The sequence below is a fragment of the Rhodopseudomonas palustris HaA2 genome (assembly GCF_000013365.1).
GTDB classification, from domain to species: Bacteria; Pseudomonadota; Alphaproteobacteria; order Rhizobiales; family Xanthobacteraceae; genus Rhodopseudomonas; species Rhodopseudomonas palustris_J.
The window spans coordinates 4526586-4547591 of the sequence record NC_007778.1 but is presented as its reverse complement, the minus strand read 5'-3'; the positions used below and the strand labels follow the sequence as shown (position 1 = coordinate 4547591).

General features: G+C 64.5%; 16 protein-coding genes. 15 read left to right on the top strand and 1 reads right to left on the bottom strand.

Annotated features, from left to right (window positions below):
• Window positions 1–2 precede the first annotated feature (2 nt).
• Genes bchB through hemA form a run of 12 tightly spaced genes read left to right on the top strand, consistent with a single transcriptional unit; the run spans window position 3 to window position 14060 of the window.
• A complete protein-coding gene (gene bchB / locus RPB_RS20070) occupies window positions 3–1628 on the top strand; it encodes a ferredoxin:protochlorophyllide reductase (ATP-dependent) subunit B (protein ID WP_011442857.1) in 1626 nt (541 codons plus the stop codon).
• Complete coding sequence (locus RPB_RS20065) at window positions 1603–5349, top strand: magnesium chelatase subunit H (RefSeq protein ID WP_011442856.1); 3747 nt, start codon at window positions 1603–1605, stop codon at window positions 5347–5349. Before bchB ends, RPB_RS20065 begins: the two co-directional genes overlap by 26 nt.
• The gene (bchL, locus tag RPB_RS20060; RefSeq protein ID WP_011442855.1) at window positions 5346–6284 is read left to right on the top strand and encodes a ferredoxin:protochlorophyllide reductase (ATP-dependent) iron-sulfur ATP-binding protein; all 939 of its coding nucleotides are present in this window, start codon (window positions 5346–5348) and stop codon (window positions 6282–6284) included. The genes RPB_RS20065 and bchL overlap by 4 nt, the downstream gene beginning before the upstream one ends.
• On the top strand, window positions 6284–6985 hold the full coding sequence (gene bchM, locus RPB_RS20055; protein ID WP_011442854.1) for a magnesium protoporphyrin IX methyltransferase: 702 nt from the start codon (window positions 6284–6286) through the stop codon (window positions 6983–6985). Before bchL ends, bchM begins: the two co-directional genes overlap by 1 nt.
• Window positions 6982–8415 carry an MFS transporter gene (locus RPB_RS20050; protein WP_011442853.1) on the top strand — a complete coding sequence of 478 codons (1434 nt, stop codon included), beginning with the start codon at window positions 6982–6984 and terminating at the stop codon, window positions 8413–8415. The genes bchM and RPB_RS20050 overlap by 4 nt, the downstream gene beginning before the upstream one ends.
• A gap of 22 nt (window positions 8416–8437) precedes the next feature.
• A complete protein-coding gene (gene puhA, locus RPB_RS20045) occupies window positions 8438–9202 on the top strand; it encodes a photosynthetic reaction center subunit H (protein ID WP_011442852.1) in 765 nt (254 codons plus the stop codon).
• Entirely contained in the window at window positions 9199–9861 is a 663-nt protein-coding gene (puhB, locus tag RPB_RS20040) for a photosynthetic complex putative assembly protein PuhB (RefSeq protein WP_011442851.1), read from the top strand. The genes puhA and puhB overlap by 4 nt, the downstream gene beginning before the upstream one ends.
• Before the next feature lie 13 nt (window positions 9862–9874).
• The gene (gene puhC / locus RPB_RS20035) at window positions 9875–10366 is read left to right on the top strand and encodes a photosynthetic complex assembly protein PuhC (RefSeq protein ID WP_011442850.1); all 492 of its coding nucleotides are present in this window, start codon (window positions 9875–9877) and stop codon (window positions 10364–10366) included.
• The gene (locus tag RPB_RS20030; protein WP_011442849.1) at window positions 10363–10668 is read left to right on the top strand and encodes a hypothetical protein; all 306 of its coding nucleotides are present in this window, start codon (window positions 10363–10365) and stop codon (window positions 10666–10668) included. Before puhC ends, RPB_RS20030 begins: the two co-directional genes overlap by 4 nt.
• Complete coding sequence (acsF, locus tag RPB_RS20025; RefSeq protein ID WP_011442848.1) at window positions 10665–11762, top strand: magnesium-protoporphyrin IX monomethyl ester (oxidative) cyclase; 1098 nt, start codon at window positions 10665–10667, stop codon at window positions 11760–11762. The genes RPB_RS20030 and acsF overlap by 4 nt, the downstream gene beginning before the upstream one ends.
• A 13-nt stretch (window positions 11763–11775) precedes the next feature.
• Window positions 11776–12852 carry a putative photosynthetic complex assembly protein PuhE gene (gene puhE / locus RPB_RS20020; protein ID WP_011442847.1) on the top strand — a complete coding sequence of 359 codons (1077 nt, stop codon included), beginning with the start codon at window positions 11776–11778 and terminating at the stop codon, window positions 12850–12852.
• Window positions 12849–14060, top strand: coding sequence for a 5-aminolevulinate synthase (gene hemA, locus RPB_RS20015; RefSeq protein ID WP_011442846.1), 1212 nt, complete (start codon window positions 12849–12851; stop codon window positions 14058–14060). Before puhE ends, hemA begins: the two co-directional genes overlap by 4 nt.
• 117 nt (window positions 14061–14177) lie before the next feature.
• Here the strand turns inward: hemA and RPB_RS20010 are convergent, their stop codons facing one another.
• Window positions 14178–15146 (bottom strand): LysR family transcriptional regulator, encoded by a 969-nt coding sequence (locus tag RPB_RS20010; protein ID WP_011442845.1) that lies wholly within the window; start codon window positions 15144–15146, stop codon window positions 14178–14180.
• A 490-nt stretch (window positions 15147–15636) separates the two neighbouring features.
• On the opposite strand from RPB_RS20010, the gene RPB_RS20005 reads away from it, so the two are divergent.
• The 3 genes from RPB_RS20005 to RPB_RS19995 all read left to right on the top strand — a co-directional run bounded on the left by RPB_RS20005 (window position 15637) and on the right by RPB_RS19995 (window position 20771).
• A complete protein-coding gene (locus RPB_RS20005) occupies window positions 15637–16347 on the top strand; it encodes a response regulator (RefSeq protein ID WP_041798902.1) in 711 nt (236 codons plus the stop codon).
• 1 nt (window position 16348) lies between these two features.
• On the top strand, window positions 16349–17185 hold the full coding sequence (locus RPB_RS20000; protein ID WP_011442843.1) for a response regulator: 837 nt from the start codon (window positions 16349–16351) through the stop codon (window positions 17183–17185).
• Between the two features lie 133 nt (window positions 17186–17318).
• Window positions 17319–20771 carry a PAS domain S-box protein gene (locus RPB_RS19995; RefSeq protein WP_157038947.1) on the top strand — a complete coding sequence of 1151 codons (3453 nt, stop codon included), beginning with the start codon at window positions 17319–17321 and terminating at the stop codon, window positions 20769–20771.
• Window positions 20772–21006: the final 235 nt, after the last annotated feature.

Genomic DNA, 21006 nt, shown 5'->3' with positions numbered 1-21006 from the left:
TCATGCAGCTCACCGTCTGGACCTATGAAGGACCTCCCCATGTCGGCGCGATGCGAATCGCCACCGGGATGGAAGGGCTGCACTACGTCCTGCACGCGCCGCAGGGCGACACCTACGCCGATCTGTTGTTCACCATGATCGAGCGCCGCAACAAGCGGCCGCCGGTGACCTATACGACGTTCGCCGCACGCGACCTCGGTCGCGACACCGCCGAACTGTTCATGACCGCCGCGCGCGACGCCTATGCGCGGTTCCAGCCGCAGGCGATGATCGTCGGCGCGTCCTGCACCGGCTCGCTGATCCAGGACGATCCGGGCGGGCTGGCGAAATCGCTCGGCTTCCCGATCCCGGTGATCGCGATCGATCTGCCTGCCTATCAGCGCAAGGAAAACTGGGGCGCCGCCGAAACCTTCTACCAGCTTGTCCGCGCGCTCGCCGGTCCCAACGCGCCGGCGCCCGGCACCAAGCGTCCGGAGCGCGCGGCGGGAGTCCGCCCGAGCTGCAATCTGCTGGGGCCGACGGCGCTCGGCTTCCGCCATCGCGACGACATCACCGAAATCACCGGGCTGCTCGGCAAGCTCGGCATCGATGTCAACGTTGTCGCCCCGATGGGGTCGACGCCGGCGGATATCGCGCGGCTCGGCGATGCCGATTTCAACGTGGTGATGTATCCGGAAATCGCCGGGCAGGCGGCGTCCTGGCTGCACCGCATCTTCCATCAGCCGTTCACCAAGACGGTACCGATCGGCGTGTCCGCGACGCGCGACTTCATTCAGGAAGTGACCGCGCTCGCCGGCATCGATCCCGCGCCGATGCTGCAGGCCTCGTCGAGCCGGTTGCCGTGGTACTCGCATTCGGTCGACAGCACTTACCTGACCAACAAGCGCGTCTTCATCTTCGGCGATGCCACCCACGCGATCGCCGCGGCGCGGATCGCGTCGGAAGAGCTCGGCTTCAAGGTGGTTGGGCTCGGCAGCTACAGCCGTGAGTTCGGCCGCGAGCTGCGCGAAGCCGCGAAGCGTTACGATGTCGAACCGCTGATCACCGACGACTATCTCGAGGTCGAGGCCAAGGTGGCCGAGCTCCACCCCGAGCTGGTGCTCGGCACCCAGATGGAGCGCCACATCGCCAAGCGGCTCGGCGTTCCCTGCGCGGTGATCTCGGCGCCGGTGCACGTTCAGGATTTCCCGGCGCGCTACGCGCCGCAGATGGGCTTCGAAGGCGCCAATGTGATCTTCGACACCTGGGTGCATCCGCTGATGATGGGCCTGGAAGAGCATCTGCTGACGATGTTCAAGGACGATTTCGAATTCAAGGACGGGGCGATGCCGTCGCATCTCGGGACCGGCCACGCCGCGCCGGTCGCGGAAGCCGTCGCCGCTCCGGCTGCCGCTGTCGCGACCGAATCCGTCGCGACCGGAGTCGCCGCGCCCGACATCGCGTCGGCAACCGCTGTGGCCGCAGCCGCAGCCGTGTGGGCGCCCGAAGCCGAGAAGGAACTGCAGAAGATACCGTTCTTCGTTCGCGGGAAAGCCCGCCGGAATACCGAGCGATTCGCCAACGAGAATGGCGTCGCAACCATCACTGTCGAGACCTTGTACGATGCAAAAGCGCACTTCGCACGCTGACAAGACGCCAGTTCGTGTCGTCATCGTTACTATGGACAGCCATCTGTCCGGCGCCGCCGCGCGCGCGCGGGATCTGCTGCGTCGCGACTATCCCGGGCTCGAGTTGACAGTCCACTCCGCCGACGAGTGGGGCACCGACGACACCGCGCTGTCGCGCTGTCACGCCGACATCGCCGCCGGCGATATCGTCATCGCCACCATGCTGTTCCTCGACGACCACGTCCGTGCGGTGATGCCCGCGCTGCAGGCGCGCCGCAACGATTGCGACGCGCTGGTGTGCTGCATGTCGGCGGGCGAGGTGGTCAAGCTCACCCGCGTCGGCAAGTTCGACATGAGCGCCGAAGCGCTCGGCATGATCAACTGGCTGAAGAAGCTGCGCGGCAAGAAGACTGAAGGCGGCGCCGGCAAGGGCGAGATGAAGATGCTGCGGCAGCTGCCCAAGCTGCTGCGCTTCATCCCCGGCACCGCTCAGGACATGCGGGCGTACTTCCTGACACTGCAATACTGGCTGGCCGGCTCCGAGGCGAACATCGCCAACATGGTCCGCCTGCTGATCGATCGCTATGCCAGCGGTCCGCGCAAGGTTCTGCGTGGTGTCGCCAAGGTCGAGCCGCCGGTCGAATACGCCGATATCGGCGTCTATCATCCGAAGATGAAGGGGCGGATCGCCGAGTCGGTCGACAAGCTCCCGGCCGGCCCCGCCGACGCCAAGGGTTCGGTCGGCGTCCTGCTGCTGCGCTCCTATCTGCTCGCCGGCAATTCCGGTCATTACGACGGCATGCTGGAAGCGTTCGAGGCCAAGGGCCTTCGCGTCATTCCGGCGTTCGCCTCGGGTCTCGACCAGCGCCCGGCGATCGAGCGCTTCTTCATGAAGAACGGCCGTCCGACGGTCGACGCGGTGGTGTCGCTCACCGGCTTCTCGCTGGTCGGTGGTCCCGCCTACAACGACTCCAAGGCGGCCGAGCATATTCTCGCCGAGCTCGACGTGCCGTATCTGTCGGCGCACCCCGTCGAGTTCCAGACGCTCGAGCAGTGGGCCGCGTCCGATCGTGGACTGATGCCGGTGGAAAGCACCATCATGGTGGCGATCCCCGAACTCGACGGCTCGTCGGGCCCGATGGTCTATGGCGGCCGTTCGGATGGCGGCGACGTCGCCTGCCCGGGCTGCGACAGGTTCTGCAAGTTCGACCGCAACCAGACCGGCGGCGACATGAACATCTGCATCGAGCGGGCGCAGATGCTGGCGTCGCGCACCGCGCGGCTGGTCGCGCTCCGCCGCAGCGAGCGCAAGGACCGCAAGGTCGCGGCCGTGCTGTTCAACTTCCCGCCGAACGCCGGCAACACCGGCACTGCGGCCTTCCTCGGCGTGTTCGAGTCGCTGCACAACACGCTAAAGGCGATGAAGGCCGAGGGCTACACCGTCGAGGTGCCGGACAGCGTCGATGCGCTGCGCGAAGCCATCATCAACGGCAACGCCTCGCGATTCGGCGCCCATGCCAACGTCCATGCCCGCGTCCCGGCCGGCGATCACGTCAAGAACGAGCGCTGGCTGCGCGAGATCGAAGGACAGTGGGGGCCGGCGCCGGGCAAGCAGCAGAGCGACGGCAGCTCGATCTTCGTGCTCGGTGAGCGCTTCGGCAACGTCTTCGTCGGCGTCCAGCCGGCGTTCGGCTACGAAGGCGACCCGATGCGGCTGCTGTTCGAGAAGGGATTTGCGCCCACGCACGCTTTCTCGGCGTTCTATCGATGGATCAGGCAGGATTTCGGGGCCCACGCCGTGCTGCATTTCGGCACCCACGGCGCGCTCGAATTCATGCCCGGCAAGCAGACCGGCCTGTCCGGCACCTGCTGGCCCGACCGCATGATCGGCGACCTGCCTAACATGTACATCTACGCCTCCAACAATCCCTCGGAAGGCGCCATCGCCAAGCGGCGCTCGGCGGCGACGCTGATCAGCTATCTGACGCCGCCGGTCGCTCATGCCGGTCTGTATCGCGGGCTGCTCGAATTGAAGTCCTCGATCGAGCGCTGGCGCGGCCTGACGCCGGAGGAAGAAACCGAACGCGCCAATCTCGCGGTGCTGGTGCAGGCGCAGGCCTCGGCCCTCGACCTGACCCCGGCCGAACCGGCCTGGACCGCGGAAGAAGCCGGCGCCACCATCGCCAAGCTCGCCGACTCCGTGCTGGAGATGGAATACGCGCTGATCCCGCATGGTTTGCATGTGATCGGCAACGTGCCCTCCGAAGAGGAGCGGGTCGAAACGCTGGAAGCCGTCGCCGATGCCATGCATGGCAAGCGCCCGGACAAGGCGCTGCTCGAAGCGCTGGTGCGCGGCGGCCATCCCGAGCACCTGTCCGGCAACGGCCCGGAGGCGGAAGCCGATCTGGCAATGCTTCACGAACTCGCCGGCATCGACCGCATTCTCGCCGAAGATCACGAGATCCCGAGTATCCTGCGGGCGCTCGACGCCAAGTTCATCCGGCCGGCGCCGGGCGGCGATCTGCTGCGCACGCCGGCGGTGCTGCCGACGGGCCGCAATCTGCACGGCTTCGATCCGTTCCGCATCCCGAGCGCATTCGCGCTGCAGGACGGCGCCAAACAGGCGCAACGGCTGATCGATAAACACGTCGCCGAGGGCAATCCGCTGCCGGAGACCGTCGCGATCGTGCTGTGGGGCACCGACAATCTCAAGAACGAAGGCGCGCCGATCGGCCAGGCTCTGGCGTTGATGGGGGCGAAGCCGCGGTTCGACAGCTACGGCCGTCTCGCCGGCGCCGATCTGATCCCGCTCGACGAATTGAAGCGGCCACGGATCGACGTGATCATCACCATGTCGGGCATCTTCCGCGACCTGCTGCCGCTGCAGATCAAGCTGCTCGCGGAAGCCGCGTTCATGGCGGCGAGCGCCGATGAGCCGGCCGACCAGAACTTCGTCCGCAAGCATTCGCTGGCCTATCAGGCCGAGCACAATTGCGACATGGAGACCGCGTCACTGCGGGTGTTCGGCAACGCCGACGGCGCCTACGGTTCCAACGTCAACCATCTGGTCGAGAACAGCCGCTGGGAAGACGAGGACGAACTCGCCGAGACCTATACGCGACGCAAGAGCTTCGCCTACGGACTGAAGGGTCAGCCGGTGCAGCGCGCCGATCTGCTGAAGAGCGCGCTCGCCGACGTCGACCTCGCTTATCAGAATCTCGACTCGGTCGAACTCGGCGTCACCACCGTCGATCACTATTTCGACACGCTGGGCGGCATCAGCCGCGCCGTGCGCAAAGCCAAGGGCGGTCAGGCGGCGCCGGTCTATATCGGCGACCAGACCCGCGGTGCCGGCACGGTGCGGACGCTGTCGGAGCAGGTCGCTCTCGAGACTCGGACCCGGATGCTCAATCCGAAATGGTACGAAGGCATGCTCAAGCACGGCTACGAAGGCGTGCGGCAGATCGAAGAGCACGTCACCAACACCATGGGCTGGTCGGCCACCACCGGTGAAGTCGCACCGTGGGTGTATCGCCAGCTCACCGAAACCTTCGTGCTCGACCCCGAAATGCGGGAACGGCTCGCCTCGCTCAATCCGGTGGCGTCGGCGAAAGTCGCCAACCGCCTGATCGAGGCGCATGAACGCAATTACTGGTCTCCGGACCCTGAAATGCTCGAGGTTCTGCGCAAGGCAGGCGAAGAGCTCGAGGATCGCCTGGAAGGCGTGGGAGTGGCCGCATGAACATTCTGACTGATCCCCTCAAGTTGAAGACCTCGGGCTGCGCCGACGCCAACGCATCGAAATGCGCTGAAGGCGACGGTGAGGGCAGCGTCCAGGTGCAGCTCGATCCGAACGTCAAGATCGGCAGCGCCAAGGTGTTCTCGATCTACGGCAAGGGCGGCATCGGCAAGAGCACGACGTCGTCGAACCTATCGGTCGCGTTCTCCAAGCTCGGCAAGCGCGTGCTGCAGATCGGCTGCGATCCCAAGCACGACTCGACCTTCACGTTGACCAAGCGGCTGATCCCGACGGTGATCGACGTGCTCGAAGAGGTGAACTTCCACTCCGAGGAATTGCGGCCCGAGGACTTCGTGTTCGAAGGCTATAACGGTGTGATGTGCCTCGAGGCCGGCGGTCCGCCCGCCGGCACCGGCTGCGGCGGTTATGTCGTCGGCCAGACTGTCAAACTGTTGAAGGAGCATCACCTCCTCGAAGACACCGACGTGGTGATTTTCGACGTGCTCGGCGACGTGGTGTGCGGTGGCTTCGCCGCCCCGCTGCAGCATTCCGAGCGCGCGATGATCGTCGCGGCCAATGATTTCGACTCGATCTTTGCCGCCAACCGAATCGCCGCGGCGATCCAGGCGAAGTCGAAGAATTACGGCGTGCGGCTGGCGGGAATCATTGCCAATCGCAGTCGGGAGACCGACCAGATCGACAAGTTCGGCGCGGCCACCGGTATCCAGCGCGTCGCGCATCTGCCCGACCTCGATGTCATCCGGAAGAGCCGTCTGAAAAAGATGACACTTTTTGAGATGGATCACACCGACGAAATTCTGGCTGTGCAACAAGAGTATCTTCGGCTCGCGACCGAGATGTGGGAGGCGAAGACGCCCCCGGTCCAGGGCAAGCCGCTGAAGGATCGCGACATCTTTGATCTCCTGGGATTTGATTGATGGCGTTGGGCAGCTACATCGAGCGACGTGGAGAGCTTGAAACCTATTTCGACCGCACCGCGGCCGATACTTGGGCCAAGCTGACGTCGGATGCCCCGGTCAGCGGCATCCGTGCCACCGTGCGCGCCGGCCGCGACGAAATGCGCAACACGCTGTTGTCCTGGCTGCCGGCCGATATGACCGGTACCCGCCTGCTCGACGCCGGCTGCGGCACCGGTGCGCTGTCGATCGCGGCGGCGCGGCGCGGCGCGAAGGTGCTGGCGATCGACCTGTCGCCGACGTTGGTCGGCGTCGCGCGTGAACGCCTGCCGGAAGACATCGATCCGGCGGCGATCGATTTCCGTTCCGGCGATATGCTCGATTCCGCGCTCGGCGAATTCGATTTCGTCGTCGCGATGGACTCGCTGATCCACTATCTGCCGCATGATATCTGCCGGATCCTCGCGACGCTGGCGTCGCGGACCCGGCGGTCGATGGCAGTGACGTTCGCGCCGAAGACGCCGGCGCTGGCGCTGATGCATTTCGTCGGCGGTTTCTTCCCGCGCGCCGATCGGGCCCCGGCAATCGAGCCGGTCAGCGAGAAGAAGCTGCTGAAACTGATTTCCGAAGAGCCGCAGCTGACGCAGTGGCAGCCCGGCCGGACCCACCGCGTGTCGTCCGGTTTCTACACCTCGCAGGCCTTGGAGATGGTTCGACGATGAGCCAGATGGCGGCGACATTGGCGAAAGGCTGGATGCGTCTCGGGACGCGTTTCCTGCCGTTCGCCGACGCGGCGACGAAAGAGCTCCCGCTCGGCCGTCTGCTGCGCCTGTCGCTGTTTCAGGTCTCTGTCGGCGCTTCGGTGGTGCTGCTCAACGGCACGCTGAACCGGGTGATGATCGTCGAGCTCGGCGTCTCGACGCTGCTGGTCTCGCTGATGGTGTCGCTGCCACTGATCTTCGCGCCGTTCCGCGTGCTGATCGGATTCAAGTCGGACAACCACCGCTCGGTGCTGGGCTGGCGTCGTGTGCCTTATATCTGGATGGGCACGATGCTGCAGTTCGGCGGCTTCGCGATCATGCCATTCGCGCTGCTGGTGCTGTCCGGCGGCGGCGAGTATCCGGCGGTCTATGGTCAGATCGGCGCTGCTCTGGCGTTCTTGCTTGTCGGCGCCGGGCTGCACACGACGCAGACCGCCGGCCTTGCGCTCGCCACCGATCTGGCGCCGGAAGAATCGCGGCCGCGGGTCGTCGCGTTCCTTTACGTGATGCTGCTCGTCGGGATGACCGGCAGCGCGCTGCTGTTCAGCGAACTGCTCCGCGACTTCAGCGAGCTTCAACTGATCCAGGTGATTCAGGGCGTCGCCGTCGCCCAGTTGCTGCTCAACATCGCTGCGCTGTGGAAGCAGGAGGCGCGCAATCCCGCGCTCACCTCGGCGACCCGTCCGCGGCCGCAGTTCAATCAATCTTGGGCGCGGTTCCGCGCTGCCGGCGGTTCGAACCGGATGCTGGTCGCGGTCGCGCTCGGTACCGCGGGATTCTCCATGCAGGACATCCTGCTGGAGCCTTACGGCGCCGAAGTGCTGAAGCTCTCCGTCGGTCAGACCACGGCGCTGACCGCGTTTTTCGCGCTCGGCACGCTGGCCGGCTTCGGCCTCGCGGCGCGGACGCTCGGACGCGGCAGCGATCCGTATCGGATCGCCGGCTTCGGCGCGCTGATCGGCATCTTCGCGTTTGCGGCCGTCGCGCTGGCGGCGCCGGCGCAATCGGTTGTTCTGTTCCGGATCGGCACCGCGCTGATCGGGCTGGGCGGAGGCCTGTTCGCGGCCGGCACGCTGACCGCAGCGATGCAGATCGGTTCCGACAGCGAACCCGGGCTCGCGCTCGGTGCCTGGGGCGCGGTGCAGGCCACCGCGGCGGGCGGCGGCATCCTGCTCGGCGGCGGTCTGCGCGATTTGTTCGCTTCGCTCGCCGACAGCGGCATGCTCGGCGCCGTGCTGTCGGGGCCCGCGATCGGTTACGGCTTCGTCTACAACATCGAGATCGCGTTGCTGTTCGCAACGTTGGTTGCGGTAGGTCCTCTCGTGCGGGTCGCACGGCCGAACTACGCGCAGCCTTCATCCAAGTTCGGCCTAGCCGAATTTCCAGGTTAACAAAGAGGAAGGGGTCGGTCCCATGCAACCCGGAGCGTATTTGGACTTAGCACAGGTTACCCTGTACGTATTTTGGATCTTCTTCGCAGGCTTGCTCTTCTATCTTCGCCGTGAAGACAAGCGCGAAGGATATCCGCTGATCCCCGACACCGGCACGGGCCGGCTGCGGAAGACCGGCATTCCGGCTTCGCCGGATCCGAAGACCTATCTGCTGCGCGGTGGTGCGACCCGGACCGTGCCGAGCGTCAGCAACGATCGTCCCAACGTCGCGCTGGCTCCGGTCGCTCCGTGGCCGGGTGCAGCGTTCGCGCCGACCGGCGACCCGTTCGCCGACGGCGTCGGCCCCGGCTCCTACGCCCAGCGTCAGGACGTTCCGGAGGCCGGACTCGACAACCTGCCGATCATCGCGCCGCTGCGTGCGGCGAAGGGCATGTTCCTCGATCCGCGTGACCCCAATCCGGTCGGCATGCCGGTGATCGGCTGTGACGGCCAGGTCGGCGGCACGGTGACCGAGGTCTGGGTCGACCGGGCCGAAGTCATTGCCCGCTATCTCGAAGTCGAGGTCGCAAAGAGCAAGAAGCGCGTGCTTCTGCCGGTTCCGTTCGCGCTGATCAACAGCCCGAGCGGCCGTGTGTCCGTCGATGCCATTCGTGGCGACCAGTTCGCTGGCGTCCCGACCATCGCCAAGGCGGATCAGGTCACCAAGCTCGAAGAAGACAAGATCTGTGCCTACTACGGCGCCGGCACGCTCTACGCCACGCCGATGCGTCAGGAGCCGATCGTATGACGGACGTCCCCAGCCAGTTTCGTGAACTTCCATCGCCCTTGCCGGAGGGAGAGCGCGTTCTCTGGCAGGGGAAGCCGACCTACAAAGGTCTGGCGATCAGATCCTTCCACATGCGGGCCGTCGCGATCTATTTCGCGTTGATCTACCTGTGGAAGGTCTGGTCAAACTGGTCGAACGGCCAGTCCATCTGGGAGGCGTCGACGTCCGCGTCGATGCTCCTGATCCCGGCGATCGGCGGTCTCGCACTGCTGGCGCTTCTCGCTTATCTGTTCAGGCGCGCGAGTTGCTATACGATTACCAGCAAGCGCGTCCTGATCCAGACTGGCGTGGCGCTGCCGATCACCCTGAATATCCCGCTCGGCAAGATCGCCAATGCGGATCTGAACAATCATCGCGACGGCAGCGGCGACATCCCGCTGCGGATCATCGACACCAAGCGCACTTCCTACGTTCTGCTGTGGCCGCATATCCGGCCGTGGCGCCTGCGCGAGCCCGAGCCGATGATGTTGTCGGTTCCCGAGGCCGACAAGGTCGCCGCCACGCTCACCGAGGCGGTGAAGGCTCAGCTCGATACCTCCGCAGTGTCTCTCGTTCAAACGGCTACCAGCGGACCGAAAGAAGGCCCGTTGTCGAGTTCGACGGCAACCGCAGTAGCCTGAACCGGAGATTGACATGAGCGAGGCCGCCCACAACCTCTCCGTTCCCAAAGGCGCGTTGATCGGTGCCGCCGCGATCGTCTTGTTTGCGATCGGGGCGGGAGCGACAGTCCGCCTGACGGGATTCGGACACTCTCACATGACGCCACCGGCGACCGTGGAGAGTATCGACCTCACTTTCGAAGACAGCCCCACCGGGCAAGTCAACATTTATCGCGCCGGCGATCACAGCCTGGTTCGCACGATCAATCCGGGCGAGTCCGGCTTCATCCGTGTGGCGATGCGCGGTCTGGCACGCGAGCGCCTGGTGGCGGGCGTCGGATCGGCCCCGCCGTTTCACCTCGCCCGCCACGTCAACGGCCAGTACACGCTGACCGACACCGCGACCAAGAAGGTGCTCGACCTGAACGCATTCGGAGCCGACAACCTCCGCGCGTTCTCTCAACTGATGACCGGCGGCAACGTCGCCGGCAAACAAGACGAAAACAAAACGGACGGCTCGAAATGAGCACGTTCCGAATCGGGAAACGCACAAGCTTCGACGTCCCCTGCACGGTCGAGATCGAGCAGACCTCGGAGACCCTTCATGCCCACGTGATTCTCGATGGCGACATCGAGATCGGGCCCGGCGACGAAGTGATGGTTCACGACGCGCCGACGCATGTCGATTTCGGCGAACGACTGGTCGTTCGCCGCACTGCGACCGTGGTCCGGGCTGGTCTTCTCGACAAGATCCGGGCGCGTCTCGAAGGATATCGCGAACTGACCGAACTTTACGAAGTCAGCTTCTCAGATGGGAGGGTCTCATGATTCCGATGGAAGGTGGCGCCCAGAGCGCGCTGCGAAGCCGGCCGGCGATCAAGGGCAGTGTCGAAAGTCTGAACATCGCGAAAGAGGATACCATCCTCACGCCGCGGTTCTACACCACCGACTATGCCGCGATGGACAAGCTCGACGTCAGCCTGGTTCGTTCCGAATGGAACGTGATGATGAACGAGATGCGCGCCGACTACAACAAGTCGCACTTCAAGAAGAACGACGAGTTTCTGGAAAGCGACCTCGACAAGCTGCCGCCGGCGCTGCGCGCCGAGTTCAAGGACTTCCTGGTGTCGTCGCTCACCGCGGAATTTTCCGGCTGCGTGCTTTACGCCGAGATCAAGAAGCGCATCAAGAATCCCGAAATCCGCGAATTGTTCGGTCTGCTGAGCCGCGACGAGGCCCGTCATGCCGGCTTCATCAACGAGATCCTCAAGGATCACGGCATCGGCGTCGACCTGTCGTTCCTGACCAAGGTCAAGAAGTACACCTATTTCCGGCCGAAGTTCATCTTCTACGCGACCTATCTGTCGGAGAAGATCGGCTACGCCCGCTACATCACGATCTATCGCCAGATGGAGCGGCATCCCGAGCGCCGGTTCCATCCGATCTTCAAATGGTTCGAGCGCTGGTGCAACGACGAGTTCCGCCACGGCGAGGCTTTCGCGCTGCTGATGCGCGCCGACCCGTCGCTGCTTTCGGGCGTGAACAAGCTGTGGATCCGCTTCTTCCTGCTCGCCGTGTTCGCGACGATGTACGTCCGCGATCATATGCGGCCGGCGTTCTACGAGGCGCTCGGCATGGACGCCGCCGAGTACGGCATGCAGGTTTTCCGCATCACGACCGAGATCTCGAAGCAGGTTTTCCCGGTCACGATCAACCTCGACGACCCGCGCTTCCTGGCGGGCCTCGAGCGCCTGCGCGTGGCCTCGGAGAAGCTCGCCGACTGTCGCAGCCAAGGGTTCGTCGGCAAGCTGAAGCGGCCGTTCTACGTGGCGTCTGCGGCGTTGGCCTTCGGCCGGCTTTTCCTTCTGCCGGCGAAGCGCAACGAGTTGCCGCGCGTCATCGGCCTTCGGCCGGCGTGGTGAGGGGAGCGGCGCGATGGTCTCGTATCTGGGCCCCCCCATCTTCGCGGCGTTCGTCTGGTGGTTCTCCACCGGCGCCGTGATGCTGCTGGTCGGCAGCGTCGGCCGTTCCGGCATGTTGCGGGTGGTCTGCGCCGGCGGAATGATCACCATCGCGCTGTGCGGCCTGTCGGTGACGGCTAACGACACCAGCGTCGCCGCCGCCTATATGGCCTTCAGCTGCATCATCTTTCTGTGGGGCGCGCAGGAGATCGCGTTTCTGTCCGGCTGGCTGACCGGCCCGCGGGCCGAGCCTTGTCCGCCCGGCGCAAAGGGGTTCGCCCGCCTCAGCTTCGCGTTGCAGGCGATCATCTACCACGAGATCTGCCTGCTCGCCTGCGGCGCGGTCGTGGTGCTGGTCACCCTCGGCGCCGAGAACGAAGTCGGTCGCTGGACCTATCTGGCGCTGTGGGTGCTGCGTCAGAGCGCCAAGATCAATCTGTTTCTGGGCGTGCCCGTCACCAACGACGAGCTGATGCCGGACGCCGTGCAGTTCCTCAAGACGTACTTCGCGCGCAAGCCCGTGAGCGCGTTCTTCCCGATCTCGGTGACGCTGGCGACCGTCGTTCTGATGGCGATGATCCAGCGCATCGTCGAGGTTGCCGACACGCCGTCCGAAATCGTCGGCCTGACGCTGGTATCGACTTTATTCGCTCTTGGCGTCGTCGAGCATTGGTTCATGCTGCTACCGCTGCCTGCCATCACGTTGTGGAGCTGGGGTATCCGTCCAGGTTTCTCGCCGGAGAACGTCACCATGGAACAGAATCCATCCGCCAATATCGCTGCTGCGTCCGAGCACGCTGCGTCGACGCAGACTCCCGAAACACCGTTGGCCGGCGCCGAGGCGAGAAGCACGGTACCGCAGCTCGTCGTGGTGCCGAGCACCCGCAACGAGTTGGCCCCGCCGAAGGAGCGTTCGAATTGCGCCCGGCAGCGGCTCGAAGAACAGTTCCGCCAGACTTTTCTCGAACAGCATTCGCGCAGTGGTCTGGCGCCGGCCCGGGTCGGAATCTCAGCGGAACCGGCCGCGACCATCAACGGGAGGACGTCATGAACTACGAAGCCTATTTCCGCCGTCAGCTCGAAGGCCTGCATCGTGAGGGCCGGTATCGGGTGTTCGCCGATCTGGAACGCCATGCCGGCGCCTATCCCCGCGCGACGCATCACCGGCCGGACGGCACCGGCGACGTGACGGTGTGGTGCTCCAACGATTACCTCGGCATGGGCCAGCACCCGGCGGTGCTGAAGGCGATGCACGAGGCGCTGGACAGCTGCGGCGCCGGCGCCGGCGGCACCCGCAACATCGCGGGAACGAATCACTATCACGTGCTGCTCGAGCAGGAGCTGGCGGCGCTGCACGGCAAGGAATCCGCGCTGCTGTTCACCTCCGGCTACGTCTCCAACTGGGCGTCGCTGTCGACGCTGGCGTCGCGCATGCCCGGCTGCGTGATCCTGTCCGACGAGCTCAACCACGCCTCGATGATCGAGGGCATCCGCCACAGCCGCAGCGAAACCCGAATCTTCGCGCACAACGACCCGCGCGACCTCGAGCGCAAGCTTGCCGATCTCGATCCGCATGCGCCCAAGTTGGTCGCCTTCGAGTCGGTGTATTCGATGGATGGCGATATCGCTCCGATCGCCGAGATCTGCGACGTCGCCGATGCGGCCAACGCCATGACCTATCTCGATGAAGTCCATGGTGTCGGGCTGTACGGCCCGAACGGCGGCGGCATTGCGGATCGCGAGGGCCTCAGCCATCGCCTCACCATCATCGAGGGCACCCTGGCCAAAGCGTTCGGCGTGGTCGGCGGCTACATTGCCGGCTCCGCGGCGGTGTGCGATTTCGTCCGCAGCTTCGCTTCCGGCTTCATCTTCAGCACCTCGCCGCCGCCCGCAGTGGCCGCCGGCGCGCTGGCGAGCATCCGGCATCTGCGCGCCTCTTCCATCGAGCGCGAACGCCATCAGGACCGGGTGGCGCGACTGCGCGCCCGGCTCGATCAGGCCGGCGTGGCCCACATGCCGAACCCCAGCCATATCGTGCCGGTGATGGTCGGCGACGCAGCGCTGTGCAAGCAGATCAGTGACGAGCTGATCAACCGCTACGGCATCTATGTTCAGCCGATCAACTATCCGACCGTCCCGCGTGGCACCGAGCGGCTGCGGATCACGCCGTCGCCGCAGCACTCCGACGCGGACATCGAGCATCTGGTCCAGGCGCTCAGCGAAATCTGGGCTCGCGTCGGCCTCGCCAAGGCGGCCTGAGCACTCTATCGGCTTTCGTTTCGGAAGCAGACGCGCGCCGCGAGGCGCGCGTTTTGCGTTCGACGCACACGACGAAGTCGATGGTGAGGCGTGGGGTCGAAACTGGCCGTGTTGCGCTCAGTCGCGCTTGCCGCGTGTCGACGGGCGCGTCAGCCGCATCCGCCGGTCGGTGCGCGGCAGGAAGTGCGAAGCCTCGGCCTTGAGAAAGTCGAGCATCGCGCGGGCCGGAGGCAGCAGCACCTTGTCTTTGCGCGTCACCACGAACCATTGCCGTACGACCGGCAGACCGACCACATCGAGGATCACCAATCGCCGTTCGTCGAGCTCGGTCGCGACCGTGTGGGCGGAGAGAAATGCCATGCCGAGGCCGGCGATCACCGCCTGCTTGATGGTCTCGTTGCTGGCCATCTCCATGCCGATGTTCGGCCTGATCCCGGCGTTGCCGAAGAGTTGCTCCATCAGGCTGCGGGTCCCCGAACCCGGCTCGCGGGTGAGGAAAGTCTCGTCGGCCAGTTCGGCGAGCGCGATATCCTGCTTTCGCGCCAGACGATGCGCCGTCGGCGCGATGATGACGTGCGGGTGATCGCCGATCAGATGGGTCTCGACGTCGAGATCGACCGGGGGGCGGCCCATGATCGCGATGTCGAGATCGTAGCCGCGCAACGCGGCGCCGATGTCCTGGCGGTTGCCGATGGACAGCCGCACGTCGATCTTCGGATGGCGCTTGAGAAAGCTGGAGATCGCGAACGGAACGAAATATTTCGCCGTGGACACGGCCCCGATCGAAATCCGCCCAGCGGTCTTGCCGGCGATCATGTCCAGCGAAGTCTCGCAGGCGGAGATCGCCGCCTCGATCCGCTCGCACAGCGCCAACACCTCCAGGCCGGCATCGGTGAGCTGCATGCCGTCGCTCCTGCGCTGGATCAGCGGAATGTCGGCCAGCGATTGCAGGTTGCGTAGTTGCAGGGTCACCGCCGGCTGGGTCAGATGCAGCCTGTTCGCCGCCGCGGTGATGCTGCCGGTTTCGGCCAGCGCAGCAAGCGCGCGCAATTGTCGGATCGACACGGCTTTGAACTGACGACTCATAAAGAATACTTTGCTGACGGTGACAATGTTGAATTTTCCATTATTCGGTCGGTGCGGTCAACATTGATCAAGTAGAGTTTCGAGGGTTCCTCCCCGGCGGACGTCGATCCTGGCGACCGAGCTGATCGACAGCCTCGTGCGCGGCAGCGGCGCAGCGGGATTCGGCCTGCGACATCCCGGTGTGTCGAATTCGACTTGGTGCGCCGTTCTGTCGCTCGCCCGTAGAGTCGATCTCGATTCGGGTTCGGATAGTACGAATGCGTGATTAGCGACCTCGTACAAATCCGGAAAACGCACCGAATGCGGAATAGAGTTGTTCGACTACACATGTAAGTATCAACTAATCATCGTGGATTCGATCGGGGTAATTAGGGCGATCTTAAACGGGTTGTTAGCAACGGACTCTGCACACTCCCTGGCGTCGTGCGGTGGTTCATTGATGTCCGCCGCAGATTGGCAAAGTTGCCGTGCTATGGAGACGGGGGACGCAGTGAAGAGTCGCATCCTGCATATCGATGACGATCCGGCGATGCTGGAGATAGTCGGGTCGGTGCTGTCGCGCGATCCGACTCTGGAGACCAGGGGGTGTCTCTCAGGCGTCGACGGCATGCGTGCGGCGGCCGACTGGCTTCCCGACCTGATTCTCAGCGACGTGTCGATGCCGGGCTTGAGTGGGATCGAATTGCTCGACAGGCTGAACGGGAACGAGAATACCGCGACCATTCCGGTGGTGTTCACCACCGCGTGCGGGCGGCTGGAACAGGTTGCCGATTACATGGCGTGCGGAGTGGCCGGCGTCATCGTCAAGCCGTTCAATCTGCGTGAGCTGGCCAACAGCGTACGCAACTATCTCGATCTGACCGCCCTGGCGGTCGTCGATCAGCTGCCTCCCGACGTCGGCATCGTGAAGCGGTTTCGGGATGACGCGTCCGTTCTTCGCGAGCTGCGGCCTGAATTTTCAGCCGGAGCGCATCCGGACGCGTTGCGTCACGTCGTTCACAAGCTCGCGGGCGTCGCAGGCATCTACGGCTTCTCGTCGATCAGCGAGGCGGCGGCGGACGTCGAGCGCGGACTCGAAAGCCTGACGCGCCACGCGTCGACACGCATCGATGTGCTCTATCGCCTGGATCGGTTGCTCGGTCTGCTCGATCGGGAGAACGAGTCCCGGTCCGATCGGCAAACCCAAGACATTGGAGAGTGATATGAGCGCCCCGAGAATCCTGATAGCGGACGACGACCCGGGAGTTCTGGCGGCACTGTCGACGCGCTGCAAGAAGATGGGCTTCGAGGTCGACACCGCGCACAACGGCATGCAGATGCTGCTGAAGGCGCGTCGGACGGCGCCGGATCTGATGATCGTCGACGTCAACATGCCGAAACTGGATGGGCTGACCGCATCCTGCCATCTGCTCGAGCCCGGTGGTCCGCCGATGGACGTCATCGTCGTCAGCGGGATTTCCAGCGAGGAGACGCTCGAGCGCTGTGAGGCCCTCGGGATGTTCTACGCCTGCAAACAAGCCGAGTTCTGGCGGGATATCAGCAAGGCGCTGACCGAGATATTTCCGCACATGGCGGCGACGATCGCAGCGCAGGCGGGTCCAATGGCCGGGGCGCCCGACGTCGTGCCGAGTCGCCCGCGGGTGCTGATCGTCGATGACGACGAGGAGATCGGGATCTTTTTGACGAGCAGGCTGAAGAAGATCGGGATCGAGGTGTTGTACGCGTCCAATGCCGGCCGCGCGCTTCGCCTCGCGGTCTGGCACTATCCGAGTTTGATCGTCACAGATTTCAGTATGCCCGACGGAGATGCCGGCTTGTTGCTCTCGAGGTTGCGGAGCTATCCCGCGACGGCTGCGATTCCGGTCGTCGTGCTGAGCGGCAAGGATATCGACGAGCCGACCTCGAAGATGCTGAAGCGCGAAGTGATGGGCCACGCCGGCGCCATCAAGATCGTCAAGAAGTCCTTCGACGTCAGCGAATTGTTCGACACGATCCAGGAGTATTGCTCGGCCGAGCCGAGTGCGGTTGTCGGACGGTGAGACGAGATGGCACAGACCGTGGCCGGTCCTGATCCCGAAAGCGGGCAGTTGCACGCCGCGCCGCCCCTTGGGCGGCCCGGTTCACGGCACTCATGAGTGCGGGATCCGAATGCTGGCCAAGGCGTCTTCCGGAATGTCCAAGTCGATCGCGGTGCTGCCGATCCAGGCCGCCGCGGCGCGCGAGCGGGCCGCGCGGCGGAAGTGGTGGGGCGGCATGGTCACCGGGGTGGTGGCCAGCCTGCTCCTGAGCGCCGTCATCGAATACGGGGTATCGCGAAAGAACGCCGCCACGGCGGAGCAGAAATTCGAGAGTCTCGCCTCGGACTTCATCTATCGGCTCAAGGAGCGCGTCGGCACTTATCGCTTCGAGCTGCTGGCGGCGCGCGGCGTCATCGCCGTTGCCGGCGAAGCGATCAGTTTCGACACCTTCCACCGATACGCTGAGACGCGCAACTTCATCAGCGAGTTTCCCGGCGCGCGCGGCTTCGGCTTCGTCCGTCCGGTCGCACCGCAGGACGTGGAGGCGTTCGTGGCGCGGATGCGCGCGAACGGGCTGCCCACCTACGGGGTGAAACAGCTGGCTCCTCACGAGGGGGTCCGTTACCTCGTGACGTATCTCGAGCCCCACGATCTCAACGGCACCGCGCTCGGTATCGACCTGGCATCGGAGGCGAAGCGCAAGACCGCAGCGGATGCGGCCGCTGCGAGCGGCCAGGCGACGATGACTGCGCCGATCGAGCTCCTGCCGATCAGCGGCATGGATCGCGGGTTCCTGGTTCTGCTGCCGGTGTATCGCAGCGGTGATCCGGTGACGACCGAAGAGCAGCGGCGACGCGCATTGGTCGGCTGGACCTTCACCCCGGTCGACATCTACGCGATCCTGGCCGAACTCGACAGCGGCGCCGGCGAGTTCGGCTTTTCGGTGAGCGACGATGGCGGAGCGCCGTTCCATACGGTCGGCGCGCCTCGGGATTCGAGCCTGTCGCTGCCGACACGAGATATTTCGTTCGGAATGTACGGCCGCACCTGGAAAATCGCCTTTTGGGCTCTGCCGCCGTTCATCGAGTCGTTGAGTCTGCCGAATCCGTGGCTCCCTTTCGCAATGACGTTGGCGATCGGTCTGCTGGTCACTGCACTCGTCAACTTGCAGATGTTCTATCAGGCCCGGCGCGCCGAGCAGACGATCGAGCGCTCGCGGCTGGCAGCGATCGTCGAAGGCTCGAACGACGCGATCCTCGCCAAGTCGGTCGACGGCATCGTGATCGATTGGAACAAGGCGGCGGAACGGTTGTTCGGCTACAGTTCCCACGAAGCGGTCGGCAGCAAGGTCTACGATCTCATCGTTCCGGAAGATCGCCGAGAAGAGGAACTGCGGATGCTGGAGCGCATGCGCCACGGCGATCCGATGACGTATTTTCGGACCCGTCGCATCAGGCGTGACGGCAGCCTGGTCGACGTCGCTATCAGCCTCTCGCCGATTCGCTCCGAAGTCGGCGCGCTGATCGGCATCGCCTCGGCGGCGCGCGATATCACCGAGCTTGTGGCCGCGGAGAAACAGATCCGCGAGCTCAACGCCTCGCTGGAGCGACAGGTTGCCGACCGGACCGCAATGCTCGAGAAGAGCATGACGCTGCAGACCGCCATCCTCGAACGCGCCGCCTATGCCGTGATCGCTACGAACGTCGACGGCACGATCACCTTGTTCAACCCGGCGGCTGAACGCATGCTCGGGTACAAGGCCGAGGAGTTGATCGGTCGTGCGACGGCAATGCTGTTTCATGATCCGCAGGAACTGCTGGACAGGGCCGATGCGATGCGGAGGCAGGGCATCGAGGTCGGGTCGGGTCAACGCGTCGTTCAAGCGCTGCTCGCCCACAACGATCCGGACACGTCGCTGTGGACCTATGTCGGCAAGACCGGGAACCGCATTCCGGTTCGGTTGACGCTCTGCCGCCTGCGAACGAAGGACGGCACCGATCTCGGCGTTCTCGGGATTGCGGTCGATCTGACCGAACAGCTCAAATACGAGGACGAGCTCAAAGCCGCGCGGGCGAGCGCCGAACAGGCCGGTGCCGCGAAGGCGGATTTTCTCGCCAATATGAGCCACGAAATCCGGACGCCGCTCAACGGCATCATCGGCTACGCCGATCTCGCTCTCGAAGACCAGACGCTCGTACCGACGACTCGCCGCCAGGTGGAGCGCATCTTCGAAGCCAGCGACTCGCTCCGGGTGATCATCGACGACATTCTCGATTTTTCCAAGATCGAGGCCTGCGGCCTCAAGCTGGAAAGCAAGCCGCTCTACCTCACTGAGCTGATCGACAATTGCGTGTCGATCATTCAACCCAAGGCCGAAGAGAAAGGCCTGAAGCTGCTCGCGACCGCGCGCGACACTCCGGCCGTGTTGATGGGCGATGCCGCGCGTCTGCGGCAAGTCCTGCTGAATTTGATGAACAATGCCGTCAAGTTCACCTCGGCCGGCTCGGTCGAATTGATCGTCTCCTGCGTGTCGCGCGCCGACCCCATGGTTCGCCTGCGGATCGCTGTGGTCGACACCGGCATCGGCATCTCCAAGGTTGATCAGCAAGGATTGTTCAAGCGTTTCAGTCAAGCCGATGAAACGATCTCGCGCAAATATGGTGGCACCGGTCTCGGACTCGCGATTTCGCAGCGCATCGTGCAGGCGATGCAGAGTGAGTTGAAGATCGACAGCGATCAAGGACGAGGCAGCACGTTCTATTTCGAGGTCGAATTGCCGATCGCCGAGCGGATCGACATCGAAGGGCGTGAAAGCCCGGTGCTGAACGGGCCGAGACGAAGAATCCTGGTGGTGGACGACGTGGAGATGAATCGCGACCTGTGCAAGTCCATGCTCGGTCGCATCGGCCACGAGGTGGATCTGGCGGACAGCGGCAGCACGGCGATCGCGATGGCGTGCGCCCGCTCCTACGACCTGATCTTCATGGACGTGCAGATGGGCGAGATGGATGGGATGGAGGCGACGCGTCGCATCCGGACCTTGCGCGGCAGCGCCTGTACCGTGCCGATCATCGCGCTGACGGCGAACGTGCTTCCAAAACAGGTCGAGCGCTACAAGGCGGCCGGCATGGACGACCATATCGGCAAGCCGATCAATCGCGTGGCCCTTCTCACGTGCGTTGCGAGATGGACCGACGACGGGGCCGATCGTAAGTCCGGCCAGGATTTCGCGCCGCCAACCGCTCGCGATGAGATGCCGGTGCGCGATCCGACCGCGCTGGAAGACCTGAGAACGTTCGCGGCCGATGTCGACATCGCCGGATTCACCCGGCGCCTCTACGACGCCGTGACGGACATGCGGACGCGCTGGCCGGCAGGCACCGGAGCGTCTGATCTCGACGAAGACCCGCGCGAAGCACTACGCCTCACAGCCCACAAGACCGTCTCGCTCGCGGGACAACTCGGCTTCGTCCAACTCGCGGAAGCCTGTCGCAGAATGGAGAACGCGTGCCTTGGCAATGCGGGCCTGCCGGAGGCGCTGGATGACTTGCACGCCGCGATCGCCTCGGCGGAGCCCGAGTTGGGCGCCCTGAGCGATGTGGCCTGAGTGGGCTTGTGGTCGATCTCCGCATCGATCGCGATGGTCGTGACATGGAATGCGAGAGCGGTCTGCGGCTCCGTCTGATTGCGCCCTCGGCGGGGGCCGCCGGTCCGGCGATGCGGCCCGCCGACAAGACATAAGAATTACTTTCTTTCTGTCGAAGATTATAAAATTTCTCTTATGTTGATGCGTGTGGTCAAAGTCGTCCGCAACGAATTCGCGACGCCGACTGCCCGATTTG